Annotated in this window: 14 protein-coding genes and 1 tRNA gene; 5 read left to right on the forward strand and 10 right to left on the reverse strand. The window is 42.5% G+C overall.

Annotated elements, in window-relative coordinates:
* Window positions 1-48 precede the first annotated feature (48 nt).
* Window positions 49-717, forward strand: a complete 669-nt coding sequence (locus CH376_RS17650; protein ID WP_100788270.1) for a hypothetical protein — start codon at window positions 49-51, stop codon at window positions 715-717.
* Here the strand turns inward: CH376_RS17650 and CH376_RS17655 are convergent.
* From CH376_RS17655 to mazG, 3 genes are read right to left on the reverse strand one after another with little or no spacing between them, the layout of a single operon-like run.
* Window positions 714-1,496, reverse strand: coding sequence for a response regulator (locus CH376_RS17655; RefSeq protein ID WP_100788271.1), 783 nt, complete (start codon window positions 1,494-1,496; stop codon window positions 714-716). The genes CH376_RS17650 and CH376_RS17655 overlap by 4 nt on opposite strands.
* A complete protein-coding gene (locus CH376_RS17660; protein WP_100788272.1) occupies window positions 1,493-1,882 on the reverse strand; it encodes an LIC_13241 domain-containing protein in 390 nt (129 codons plus the stop codon). The genes CH376_RS17655 and CH376_RS17660 overlap by 4 nt, the downstream gene beginning before the upstream one ends.
* Complete coding sequence (gene mazG / locus CH376_RS17665) at window positions 1,879-2,694, reverse strand: nucleoside triphosphate pyrophosphohydrolase (RefSeq protein ID WP_100788284.1); 816 nt, start codon at window positions 2,692-2,694, stop codon at window positions 1,879-1,881. The genes CH376_RS17660 and mazG overlap by 4 nt, the downstream gene beginning before the upstream one ends.
* A gap of 151 nt (window positions 2,695-2,845) precedes the next feature.
* Between mazG and CH376_RS17670 the strand changes: the two genes are divergently transcribed.
* Window positions 2,846-3,370 (forward strand): DUF6580 family putative transport protein, encoded by a 525-nt coding sequence (locus tag CH376_RS17670; protein ID WP_100788273.1) that lies wholly within the window; start codon window positions 2,846-2,848, stop codon window positions 3,368-3,370.
* 101 nt (window positions 3,371-3,471) lie between these two features.
* Here CH376_RS17670 and CH376_RS17675 read toward each other — a convergent pair whose 3' ends face one another.
* On the reverse strand, window positions 3,472-4,740 hold the full coding sequence (locus tag CH376_RS17675; protein WP_100788274.1) for an LA_2444/LA_4059 family outer membrane protein: 1,269 nt from the start codon (window positions 4,738-4,740) through the stop codon (window positions 3,472-3,474).
* A gap of 119 nt (window positions 4,741-4,859) precedes the next feature.
* Here CH376_RS17675 and CH376_RS17680 point away from each other — a divergent pair, with 119 nt between their 5' ends.
* Both CH376_RS17680 and CH376_RS17685 read left to right on the forward strand, forming a co-directional pair.
* Window positions 4,860-5,804, forward strand: a complete 945-nt coding sequence (locus tag CH376_RS17680; protein WP_100788275.1) for a cation diffusion facilitator family transporter — start codon at window positions 4,860-4,862, stop codon at window positions 5,802-5,804.
* Between the two features lie 34 nt (window positions 5,805-5,838).
* Window positions 5,839-6,393 carry an LOG family protein gene (locus CH376_RS17685; RefSeq protein WP_100788276.1) on the forward strand — a complete coding sequence of 185 codons (555 nt, stop codon included), beginning with the start codon at window positions 5,839-5,841 and terminating at the stop codon, window positions 6,391-6,393.
* Window positions 6,394-6,588: 195 nt separating this feature from the next.
* On the opposite strand, the gene CH376_RS17690 is transcribed toward CH376_RS17685, so the two are convergent.
* From CH376_RS17690 to CH376_RS17705, 5 genes are all read right to left on the reverse strand, one after another.
* Window positions 6,589-7,605, reverse strand: a complete 1,017-nt coding sequence (locus CH376_RS17690; protein ID WP_100788277.1) for an ankyrin repeat domain-containing protein — start codon at window positions 7,603-7,605, stop codon at window positions 6,589-6,591.
* A gap of 83 nt (window positions 7,606-7,688) precedes the next feature.
* Window positions 7,689-8,636: an AEC family transporter gene (locus CH376_RS17695; protein WP_100788278.1), complete on the reverse strand. Its 948-nt coding sequence runs from the start codon at window positions 8,634-8,636 to the stop codon at window positions 7,689-7,691.
* A gap of 50 nt (window positions 8,637-8,686) precedes the next feature.
* Window positions 8,687-8,758, reverse strand: a tRNA-Thr gene (locus CH376_RS17700).
* Window positions 8,738-8,914 carry a hypothetical protein gene (locus CH376_RS24310; RefSeq protein WP_165783636.1) on the reverse strand — a complete coding sequence of 59 codons (177 nt, stop codon included), beginning with the start codon at window positions 8,912-8,914 and terminating at the stop codon, window positions 8,738-8,740. The genes CH376_RS17700 and CH376_RS24310 overlap by 21 nt, the downstream gene beginning before the upstream one ends.
* Entirely contained in the window at window positions 8,904-9,542 is a 639-nt protein-coding gene (locus CH376_RS17705; RefSeq protein WP_100788279.1) for a DUF2889 domain-containing protein, read from the reverse strand. Before CH376_RS17705 ends, CH376_RS24310 begins: the two co-directional genes overlap by 11 nt.
* 154 nt (window positions 9,543-9,696) lie before the next feature.
* Here CH376_RS17705 and CH376_RS17710 point away from each other — a divergent pair, with 154 nt between their 5' ends.
* Entirely contained in the window at window positions 9,697-10,497 is an 801-nt protein-coding gene (locus CH376_RS17710) for an SDR family NAD(P)-dependent oxidoreductase (RefSeq protein ID WP_100788280.1), read from the forward strand.
* A 2-nt stretch (window positions 10,498-10,499) separates the two neighbouring features.
* Here CH376_RS17710 and CH376_RS17715 read toward each other — a convergent pair.
* Window positions 10,500-11,324 (reverse strand): formylglycine-generating enzyme family protein (locus CH376_RS17715; protein WP_165783638.1); only part of this gene is annotated, 825 nt, incomplete at its 5' end.

The following is an 11,324-nucleotide window of genomic DNA, read 5'->3' on the forward strand; positions in this document are numbered from 1 at the left end:
TGAATTGGAGTCTCCGACCGGATTTGGTCGGGGATTCTTATCAAGAATATGAAACTCAAAAGCCTTCTTCGAAAATCAAAAGAATTTCGCGGAGTGAAAGGGTTGGGAGTTTTGATTTTCTTTCTCTTTTCTTTTTCGCTCCTTCCTCAAAAAAATCCGAAAGAACCGATCTTACCTTCCGAACCGACGATCAATGGAGATTCCCGCAACTCGAGAGGTGAAAATGGAAAACCAATCGGAACCGGAGTGGATGAGAAAGGTGAAAAAAAAATCAAAGTAATCTTCTGCGACGGAAGAGAAGTCGAAGGTTATTGGAAAAGCGCACCGATCGAATTCAAGTTCAAACACAAAAAAAGCAATATCACTTATTCCAAGGCGCTTAAATTGGAAGAAGTTTCCAAAATCAAGATCGTTACCTGGAAGTTAAAGGCCTCGAATCCGAGAAAGGAGGGAACTCCCTATCGCGCCGAACCGTATCAGATTCAGATGTTTTCTTTTTCGGGAGAATCGTTTTTAAAAGAACCTATGGAAACGGGTGAGATTCAGCAGATTTCGTTTAACAATCAATTCGGCGACGCCACGCTCTTTTTGTATTGGAACGATCTTCTTTACGAGAACGGACAATGGTTTTCCGGTTTAAAATCTTTTTCGGGAGAGTTCAGATCGGACTGTCATCCCGACGTAATTCGAGAAATTCAGTTTCCTGCAACGAATTAGTTTTTTTGAATATATTCTAAGATGTTTCTTTCGGAATAGGGTTTATGAAGAATCTGAACGTTTTTCGGAAGTTCGGAAATATTGATCCCTTCATTTTCTTCCAAGCCGGTAATTACGGCGATGGGAATAGAATCAAAATGATTCTGTTTTCGCACTGCCTCTACAAATTCTTCTCCGGAAAGATCGGGCATAATCCAATCGGTAAAGATATGTGATACTTCAGCGTTCGCCGATAGAAGAAATTCTAGGGCTTTTTTCCCTTCCGTAAACGCATGCACCTGAAAGCCGTTCTTTTTGAGAATTTTTCCGAGCAGAAGTAGATTCAATTCGGAATCATCCACGATGACGATTTTTTTGTTTCTATCGTGTTCTGGATGATTTGTATTCGCTTGACCGTACGCAAGTTCGATGATCTCTTCGATGACAACTTTGAATTCTTCGATTCCGGAAGGTTTCGGAAAAATTCCGTCGAAACCGTATTCTTTCGCTTTGTTCCGATTGGATTCGATGTCGCCGGATGTGATCAAATATATTTTAGAATTCTTGCATGCGCTCGGTTTTTTATCCCGAAGACTTGTTCTAATGATTTTGCAAACCGTAAAACCGTCCGCATCCGGAAGAACCATTCCGATCGTGATAAGATCGAAGGTTTCTTGGAACGCTAGATCCAATCCTTCCTTTGCGGTCGCTGCCTCCACGATCTGAAAATCTTCCGATGGAAAAAAAGAAGATATAATTTTTCTAACCGTGGCTCCGGAATCTAAAACCAAAACTTTCAAATACGATTCTCTCTCGAATTGATTTCCGAAATTCCTTCTTCATACGTTTGAACGGATCGAATCAATTCATCTATGATTTGTTGAGAGTTTTCTATAAATTCTCCGTCAGGTTTTGTCCAAGCGAGCGAGTTCGAAGGGTTCGTATCCAAACTGAGATAATAGATCGGAGAAGTTGTCGAAGCGTGTTTTGCGGTCGAAGGTATCAAAGTAAAGGAACCGAATATGGAAAAGACGACCGAATATTTTTTTTCATGAAAGAATGTTTGATAAGCGCGCGGCCATTCTTCCGAGTCCGATTCCGGTTGGAGCGGGAATGATTCGTTTAAGAAGGAGATGAGCTCCTTCGTCTTTTCAATCCGTTTTTCGAATGAACTCCTTTCGTTCATGATTCTAATTCTTTGGCCTTGTCCCAGAGTTTGTCCATTTCTTGAAGATCGGAATCCGCAGGCGTCTTGCCTTGATTCTGCAGTTCATTTTCGATGTATTGGAATCTAGTTTTGAACTTTGCGTTCGTTCTTGTAAGAGCCGATTCGGCGGAGATTCCAAGATGTCTTCCTAAGTTGACGAGACTGAATAGGAGATCTCCGAATTCTTCTTCGATCCGAACCTGATTGGATCCGTCCGCTTTTGTATGTCCGTACTCGACTAAGAACTCTTCCATTTCCTCTCTGACTTTCCCTTCCACATCTGAAATATCTTTCCAGTCAAATCCGACCTTCGCGGCCTTCTTTTGATATTTCTCTGCTTTTAGGAGAGAGGAGAAATTTTCCGGTATGTTAGAAAAAATAGACGAGTAACTTGGTTTCTTCTTTTCTTTATCTTTGATTTTTTCCCAATTTTCAATCACTTCTTGAGAAGAAGAAAGTGTGAGTTCTTCCGGGCGAAAGACATGCGGATGTCTGAAAATTAACTTATCCGCAACACGTTCTGCGACGTCCGCTAAATCAAAGGCATTTCTTTCTTCCGCGAGTCTTGCGTGGAATACCACCTGAAATAAAAGGTCTCCCAATTCTTCCTTTAAAAGCTCATCGTCTTTTTTGAGAATCGCTTCGATTACTTCCTGGGATTCTTCGATCAGATAAGGCACCAAGGTTTGATGGTCTTGTTCCTTATCCCAAGGGCATCCGTTTTCGCCTCGAAGTGTGGCGGTGACGTCCCTTAGTTTGCTGATTTCTTCGTTAAGCGATTTGGTTGTCATATTGTCCCCTAAAATGACGGAAGGTGAATGGTCCCATTTTTTCGAAAGGATTGTAAATCGCACTCCTTTTCGGGAGGTTTTCGATCGGGATTGGATTGACGGGAGCCGCAAAAAACGAGTATAGTAACAAAAAATACTTTCTAGGCGCCCTATGATACGTTCAAAAAGTCTTATTGTTCTTTCTCTTATCCTGATCGCGGTTGCAAGTCGCTATTTTCCGCATCCGGCGAATTTTACGCCGATTCTCGCGATCTCTCTTTTTGCAGGAGCTCATTTTGCTTCCAAAAAACTTTCTCTGATTCTTCCCATTCTCGCGCTTTTGATCAGTGATGCGATCATCGGTTTTCACGATCTTATGCCGGTTGTTTACGGGACGTCTCTTTTGTTAGTCGTCATGGGATGGCAGTTGAGAACTTCTTCGTCCGTCGGTAGAATCGCATTTTCTTCCGTTATCGGATCGGTTGCGTTCTTTGCGGTAACGAACTTTTTCGTTTGGTTGACTTCGGGAATGTATACGCTGGATCTTAACGGGTTTGTTCAGTGTTATATTCTTGCAATTCCGTTCTTTCCAAACGGTTTGTTGGGAGATCTTTTTTACACCACCGTTCTTTTTGGAGCGTTCGCTCTTATCGAGAAAGCGGGTTGGCTAAAATTGGCTCCCGTTTCCGTGAAATAAATCCGGATTCTTTTTAGAATTTGAATTCAGTGCAGTTCGGAGTTCCGACCTCCCTGCACTGAAAATTCCTTCTTTTTAAAAATATTGGATCCTCTCATCTTCTATAAGATCAGAGAAACTCCCAAATAAAATCCATAATAAGAATCTACGACTTCCTTCTCTAAGGCAGGTCTTGTCGAAGTCAAATCGGCCGGTTTGGTGATCGTATTCAGAGCGGTCGCGCTGATCGCATCGGGAATCAAAAGGGAAGCGTTGTAGTTATATCCCGAGACGGAGGATCTCATTTCCGTATATTGAAAGCCGAAGGTAAACTTTAACCAGCTTGTTCTGGAGAAAGAAAGTCCGGTATCGAGTTGATACCCGGTTCTTTTCACAAGATTTTCCCCGGCGGAACCGGCCGTCTCCGTAACCAAAAAATTCTGAACCCCATTGTAGTTTGTCGTTCCATTGGTCTTCAGATGATATTTTCCCAATGTTTTGAAGTAGTCCGCACTTGCATGAAATTGAAAGTAAGAATTCAGCTTTTTTACGATTCGAAATCCGATCTGAGGTCCGATCCCTCCGGCTTTTTCCTCCATGTTTCCAAAGCCTAAACCCCCCGGAAGATTTCCGTATTCTTTAGAGTAAGTATCCAGATTTCGAATCCCTAAGGAAGGTCCGATTCTGGTTCCGGATCCGGTTTCAAAAAAGTAGAGAAGATTCAGTTGGATATCCGTCCTCCTAAGTTGAGGGCCGTAAGAACTGTAAGATTGATTCAAATTTCCAGGCGTCGGATTTACGTTGATGGAAGAATAAGACGGATTGATTCTAAAATCCAAGAACGTGGCTTCTACGCCGAATTTTTTGGATTCGGTTAAAAATAAAAAGCGGATGGGATATGCCGTTTTCGTATTTCCTTGAGGGCTGGAATAAAAACTTCCCGTATTGTTGATCAGGTGAGCGTCGAATCCGCCGGTTGCCGCAACGGAATTGATACTCCGATATGCGCCTGAAGTGTAAAGAAACGTATTGGTTTCGTTTGTAGAGACGTTTTGTCTTCTTGCTAAAGATTCGGGAACCCAAGTAGCTTGGTTAAAAAGAACTCCGATCTCAAAAGTGGCGCCTTTCGGAGTTTTGTTCAGCTCCTGTTCATGGAGAGCATTTCTCAGCTCGGCCGCTTCGGTTCTCTTTCTTTGGATATCCAAAATCAGCCTTTGCCTTGTTACCGGATCTTGCACTTTTCCGGCTTTGGCTTCGAGTTCATCCGCTTCTCTTTCGAGTTGATCCGGGTTTGGCTGCGGAGTTTTACTCTGGGAAAAAACTTCGGAGGAAAGGAACACGACTAGAATTAAAAAAAGTAGGGGAACTAACTTTTGAATTTGTTTCTTCATATAATTTTAAGAGTGAGATTTAAATAAGACGATAGAATTCGAAATTCAAACATTTTTTTCCTAAAAGCGGAAAAAGAAAAACATTACAGGATTCTCTCTTTAGAAAATAAAGAAATGAAATGAACTTAGAGACGGAAGCCGAGAACGAAAAACTCAAAGTGAAAAATCTGATTCTGAAAAAGAGGGCCTCGATTCTTGCGCTTCTGATTTCGGGAATTCTGCTCATTTTTAAATCGGGAGCCGGTTGGTGGACCGATTCCATCGCGGTCTGGGCATCCGCAACGGATAGCGGTCTTGACTTTCTGACTTCGCTTATCAACCTATTCGCGATCCTTGTCGCTTTTAAGCCCGCGGACGAAGACCATAGATACGGTCATGGAAAAGCGGAAGCGATCGCCGGCCTTCTTCAAAGTTTATTTATCTTTCTCTCCGGTTCCTTAATCTTTTACAAAGCGATTCATTCTTTTTTTGAGCCTCCGAAAGAAATACAGGATCTTCCCGGGATTCTCGCGATGGTTTTTTCTTTAGTACTTACCGTGTTTCTTGTAATCTATCAGCGATACGTTCTTAAAAAAACGGGTTCTCTCGTGATCTCTGCGGACAGCCTTCATTATTCTTCCGATATTTTGAGCAACAGCGCCGTGATTCTTTCCCTATGCGTCGTCAGAATTACGGGAACGGTCCAGATCGATTTTATCGTTGGATCGTTGATCGCTCTTTATGTGATTTGGAGCAGCGCGCAGATTTTTCGTTCGAGCGTGGACATCCTGATGGATAAGGATGTATCGCATTTTTATCATTCTTCGATCGTTCGGATCCTTCTGGATTTTCAACCTCAAGTTTTGGGGTTTCAAAAATTGAGAACGCGTTCCTTGGGGGAATTGCATATTTTAGAATTTCATCTTTTGATGCCGGGAAATTTGACTCTTCATAAAATCAAAAAAATTACCGATTCCGTGGAAGTAAGGTTAAAGTCGGAATTCCCTTCGATTGAAGTTTGGATTCATCCGATTCCGTCCAATGCGCGCGGAAGAAAAATAAAAAAAGGGAATTTGAATTCTTAAAAGTCTTATTGAATAGAACTAAAAAAGAGAGATTATGAATTTTACCAAGTCAGCAGTTTGTGTTTTTTGCGGTTCTCGAAACGGCAATAATCCCATCTATACAAAAGTGGCGCAGGATTTAGGGGCTTTGCTCGTAGAAAAGAATTTGGATCTTGTCTACGGAGGCGCTTCTTGCGGAATTATGGGAACGATCGCGGACGCGGTTATGGACAATGGCGGATCCGTTTCCGGAATTATTCCCGACTTTCTTACGCTCAAAGAGATTAAACACGATCGTGTTAAAGATCTTATGATCGTTTCTTCCATGCACGAAAGAAAGTTTAGAATGTATGAAAAATCCGCCGGTTTTATCGCGCTTCCCGGCGGAATCGGCACGTTAGACGAACTCGTCGAAATAACCACTTGGAACCAACTCAAACTTATCGCCAAACCTCTCGGTCTTTTGAATACGGACGGATATTTCGACCATCTTCTCAAACAACTGGATCGAATGGTGAAGGACGGATTTATGGATGCGACGACGAAAGAAGCGTTGATCGTTTCCGAAGACGCTTCGGAACTTTTGGATTTGTTGATCGGAAAGTTTTGAGTTTTAGATTTTTGAAAAAGAATTAGAAAACCTTAATTTTCCATTTCCGAAATTCTCGAAATAAAAGGGATATTCGAAATTCTATCTCAAACGAACTTCAAGAAAATTTGAGATAGAATTTTTAAATTGGATGTTTTGTCGGAACAAATCGAATTTTATTCTTTAGAGGTTCGATTTTGAAAACGAAAAGTAAGTTTATTCTTTTTCCGGTTCCGGTTCTAAAATCTGAATTATTTCTTGGTTTTCCGATTCTTTCGCCAGATCCAACGCCGATTTTCCATCCAAATTTTTTAAGAAAGGAGATGCGTTTTCGTTGAATAGAAGCCGGATGATGCCGATCTGTTCATGAATGACGGCGATATGAAGAGCGGTGTTTCCATCCAAATTGATCGAGTTCGGGGAAATTTCAAGTTTGAGAATCGTTTCACAAAGATCTTCCTCGCCGGATTTTGCAGCCTCGAACAACTTTTCTACAAGAACCTTCTTAAGAATTTTCGCCGTGTGATGATACTTTTGTCTTTCAGCTTCTTCCAACCCGGTTTTGCCGGAAGTGTTGATTTTCAAAGGATCGGCTCCGATCGTAAGAAGTCTTTCCAGACATTCTACGCTATCGTGAGAAGAGGCTAATAAAAGTGCGGTGTTTCCGTCGGCATCACGATTTTCTAAAATAGATTTACTTTCTTCTTTTTCCAAAAATAAATCCAATATTTCAAAGTCGTTGTGAAGAGAAGTAAGATGAAGAACGGTTCTTCCTTCCGAGTTCTTCTTTAAAAAATCTGCGTCTTGATCCAAAAGATATTCTACAATAGAAAGATGTCCCAGATCGACTGCGAGAAGAAGAGGAGTGTATCCTTCGCCGTTTCTTTCTTCCAGGTCCGGACGTGGATCTTCGTTTTCGTAAACGGATTCTACGATTTCCACGTTCCCCGTGCTGACGGCTTTTGTAAGCGCCGTGTTCCCGGCAAAATCCTTCTTACCGCAATTCGCCCCGGCTTCTAAAAACGTTCTTATCAAATCTTCGTTTCCGAGATCCAAGGAAGTCAGCAAAGGAGTTTCTCCGCGAGAATTGGTTTCATCCGGATCGGCGCCGGCTCCCAAAAGAAGTTCGATCGCCTCCAAATCCAAATTCTTTACCGCCCAAGAAAGAACCCCCGACCCGTAGTTGTCCCTATAGTCTTTCAACCAATCGGTTAGAATTTCTTCCCCTTCCATTTCGGAAAGGAGTCTTGTGATTTCTTCATTCTTTCCCGTTTTAACCGCAGAAAAAAGGTCGATCAGTAATTCAGAAAAATCGGTCAGAAAAAATTCTCCAAAAGAGTATAGAATAGAAATAACGTCGGAACAGAAAATAAAAGTCCGATCCCGGGGAATGCCGCCGAAAGGGAAGGCCTAAATCCCATCTGAAGAGAAACGATCGACGCGGTGATCATCGGCGCCATTCCAGCTTCTAAAACAGCAACCTTGATATGCTCCGGATTTACCTTCAGAAAGGTATAGCAAAGGAATATAATCAACGGCGCAAAAAGCAATTTATAAATCAGTCCTATTGCAAGCGCGCTTCCGAAGGAGGGTTCGGATTCTTTTTCTCTGAAATCTTTGTCAGGAAGCTGCAATTGAAAACCGACCGTAAATAGGGCAATTGGTACCAATGTTTCTCCCAAAATCTTAAACACGGAATGGATCTCTTCCGGGATTGTGAAAAGTCTTAGGGAAAACGAAAAAAGTAAAGCAAGAAACGGAGGGAAACGAAATAGCTTTCTTAAAATGGATTCGAAGAGTTTTTGATCCTTTTTATTTTCATTTTCAGGTAGATTACCAACCGCTAATAGAAAACCGGGAATCGCCAGACAAAGAAAAGTTCCGAGTTGGTCCGCTATCAGGACGGCGTTTGTAACTTCTTCGCCGTAAATCATTCGTAGAATCGGAAGTCCGACGAAGGAGGTATTTCCCAGTCCGCAGCAGAGAGTTACTGCGATCTTGGTTTCCCGATTCCAAACGAAGAATTTACCTGCAATGGAAAAAAGAATTACTGAAAACCCGAACACCAGCCAAGGCATCAATGCCAAATAAACAAACGAAAATTCGAAAAGCATCGATGGAACGTTCGCTAAGATGAGCGAAGGAAGGGAAACATAAATCACAAAACTTCCTAAAACCTGCGCCGAGTTTTCGGGTAGAATTCTCCCGCGTTTGAGTAGCCAACCGGCAAAAAGACAAACTGGAATTAAAATAAATTGCGACATCCGAGGGACAGAGTGAGGACGGGAAACAATAGGGCAAGAGTTTTAGAAATAGCCCGCTGCCGGAATTGAACCGGCGACCTTTTCATTACGAGGGAAATGCTCTACCCCTGAGCTAAGCGGGCGGTTTGATTCCATTCGGGAAGTAAAAAATCTTCGCTGCAATCTCCCGAACAACAAGGTTCGATGTTCGTTTTACAAAGACTGCATTGACCGTGTCCGTGGACATACACCACTTCGGAAGACATGTGACATACGGGACATTCCTTTTTAAGATCCATCTCTTCTCGACTTCTTGAATTCTTTTACCATCATTGCGGTGATGCTGTCAAGATGTTTCACCTGATCTTTGAGTTCCGGTTTTTCGTGACGGGAAGAAAAAGAATAACAGGAATTCTTAACACCTCTGTCTTTCATCCACCAATGACGTCCGATCTCTCTTCTTTCCCGGGCCGGAAGTTCTCCCTCATACATTTTATATTCGTCGAATTGTGCCGGAAAGTTTCTTTCCTTCAGATAAAAAGCGTAAGCCGAATGAAAGTTCATCGCAGCGTTTTGAATTAGCTCGTTGATATGAAGACAACCCAAGGTTTTGTCCGCGGGAAAACGGCTCATAAGTTTCGAGTAAGACATTTCTTCGCCGACCAAGTAGTCGTAATTTCGGATCGCGACCGGACAGGTTTCGTAAGGAACCCTTTTTTCTTCCACTCCGGATTTTATGATTTTCATCGTAGTCAGATCCACTTCCAGATAAAGAGTCATATCGTGATAGGGATCATACTGGTTCACTTCTATGATGCAAAAAGGTGGAGATTCTTCCGGAAACCAGTAGTATCGGCTTTCATAATTTCTCTGAAAATCGGTGTTTCTAAAACGGATTCTATCTTTGATTTCCTGTAACATATTCATCCAAACCTCGTCTAAAACGAACGAATCCTTTGCTAAAAGGATTCGCCGAATTCTTATAGGTTCATTTTTTTAGAACACTCGATTCTCTAAAGAATTTTTTACTCTTATTTTCAATTGCTTTTTTTGCCTTTATTGTTATGCTCAGTCCGGCTTAATTATGACATCGTTTTTTTTAGAGAAATCGTTTATGGTTACCGGCGCCAGTTCCGGAATTGGAAAGGCGCTCGTCTTGGAACTCAATAAGAAAGGAGCGATCGTTGGGGCTCTTGCTCGAAGAAAAGAGCTTTTAAAAGAATTGAAAAACGAGTCCGCTTATCCGGATAAAATCATCCCGCTTCCGGGCGACGTTTCCGATTCTTCTCAGCTCAAAAAAATTACGGAAGATTTTAGAAAGAAAGTCCGGCGAATCGACGGAATCATTCACAGCGCCGGTATTAGTATGAGGGCGCTTGCGAGAGAAACCGAAATGAAAGTTTATGAAAGTCTAATGGATGTTAACTTTTATCCGCTCGTAAATCTTTTTAGACTCTGTGAAGCTGAACTGAGACAGAACCAAGGTCATTTTGTGGCGGTATCTTCTCTACAAGGAAGATTCGCCACTCAGTACCGTTCCGGTTACGCCGCGAGTAAACACGCGGTGCAGGCGTTTATGGACAGCGTTCGACTTGAGACTTTCGACAGCGGAATGCACGTTATGACGGTTTCTCCAGGCTATGTGAAAACCGATATCTCTGTGAAGGCCTTGTCTTCGGACGGTTCCGCTTACGGAATCATGGACGAAGGAATTAAGAACGGACTTTCCACGGAAGTTGTCGCACATCGGATTTTAAAAGCGATCGAGTCGGGAAGAAGAGATTGTTATCCTTCGCAATTTAGAGAATTGTTCGCTTTTTGGATCAGCCGATTGTCTCCTTCCTTGTTGGATAAACTTTTGAGAAGAGCGAGAGTGACTTGATCTTATCTTCCCGGAAGGTCCCAGACCAAACGGATTCCCGCTCTTCGGTCGGTTTTTAAATTCGGAATTCCTCCGAAGGATCTGTGATACGCGGTTGATTCTTCTTTCGTGGATGCGAAAGAGCCTCCGCGAATCACCTTGTGCATTTTTCCGAATGCGTTTCTTTTAAGCGAATGACCTTTGTAAGGAAGATAATCCGAACTCGTCCATTCCGCTACGTTCCCGCACATCCCGATCACGCCGTAAGGACTCGCCGATTTTTTTGCGAGATCGTAAACGCCGATCGTATCCATTCTTTTACTTTCAACGGTGTTGCAAAGAACCGGGTCAAAGTCGTTTCCGAAAGGATATTCGAGAGGATTCGGATAAAAAGAATAAGACTCGTCCCGATTGATCATCCAAGTGATTCCTGTTCCTCTTGCGGCCTTTTCCCATTCCATTTCAGTGGGAAGACGTTTTCCGGACCAACGTGCATAAGATTCCGCTTCCCTGAAAGTCAAGCCGTTTACCGGATGATGTTCCTTTCCGGAAGGAATCGTTCCGTTCGGCCAATGAGGAGGAGGAGGGGTATTCGTTTCCTTTAAGAATTTTGAATATTCTTGATTTGTAACTTCGTACTTATCGATATAATAGGAAGAAATGTCTTGGAGATTTCCGCGGTCGGGTTTGAAGTAGAACGGATTATAGCTATCTTCGGAACTATCGTTTCCTTGTCCGTGTAAGAAAAATCCCATGGACTCGTAGAACAATTCTCCGTTTTGCTCGTATCCTCCGGAAACCAAGACCATTTCTTTCCCGTCCTTCGGATGTCGTAGTTGTTTCGCTGG

The sequence above is a fragment of the Leptospira adleri genome (genome assembly GCF_002811985.1).
In the GTDB taxonomy this organism is placed as follows: domain Bacteria; phylum Spirochaetota; class Leptospiria; order Leptospirales; family Leptospiraceae; genus Leptospira; species Leptospira adleri.

What these genes read in the sequence shown, in the direction of transcription:
- CH376_RS17670 (WP_100788273.1), top strand. Translation starts at nt 2,846, where the DNA reads ATGATACGTTCAAAAAGTCTTATTGTTCTTTCTCTTATCCTGATCGCG.
- CH376_RS17660 (WP_100788272.1), bottom strand. Translation starts at nt 1,882, where the DNA reads ATGAACGAAAGGAGTTCATTCGAAAAACGGATTGAAAAGACGAAGGAG.
- CH376_RS17690 (WP_100788277.1), bottom strand. Translation starts at nt 7,605, where the DNA reads ATGGAAGGGGAAGAAATTCTAACCGATTGGTTGAAAGACTATAGGGAC.
- CH376_RS17685 (WP_100788276.1), top strand. Translation starts at nt 5,839, where the DNA reads ATGAATTTTACCAAGTCAGCAGTTTGTGTTTTTTGCGGTTCTCGAAAC.
- CH376_RS17680 (WP_100788275.1), top strand. Translation starts at nt 4,860, where the DNA reads ATGAACTTAGAGACGGAAGCCGAGAACGAAAAACTCAAAGTGAAAAAT.
- CH376_RS24310 (WP_165783636.1), bottom strand. Translation starts at nt 8,914, where the DNA reads ATGGATCTTAAAAAGGAATGTCCCGTATGTCACATGTCTTCCGAAGTG.
- mazG (WP_100788284.1), bottom strand. Translation starts at nt 2,694, where the DNA reads ATGACAACCAAATCGCTTAACGAAGAAATCAGCAAACTAAGGGACGTC.
- CH376_RS17650 (WP_100788270.1), top strand. Translation starts at nt 49, where the DNA reads ATGAAACTCAAAAGCCTTCTTCGAAAATCAAAAGAATTTCGCGGAGTG.
- CH376_RS17705 (WP_100788279.1), bottom strand. Translation starts at nt 9,542, where the DNA reads ATGAATATGTTACAGGAAATCAAAGATAGAATCCGTTTTAGAAACACC.
- CH376_RS17675 (WP_100788274.1), bottom strand. Translation starts at nt 4,740, where the DNA reads ATGAAGAAACAAATTCAAAAGTTAGTTCCCCTACTTTTTTTAATTCTA.
- CH376_RS17695 (WP_100788278.1), bottom strand. Translation starts at nt 8,636, where the DNA reads ATGTCGCAATTTATTTTAATTCCAGTTTGTCTTTTTGCCGGTTGGCTA.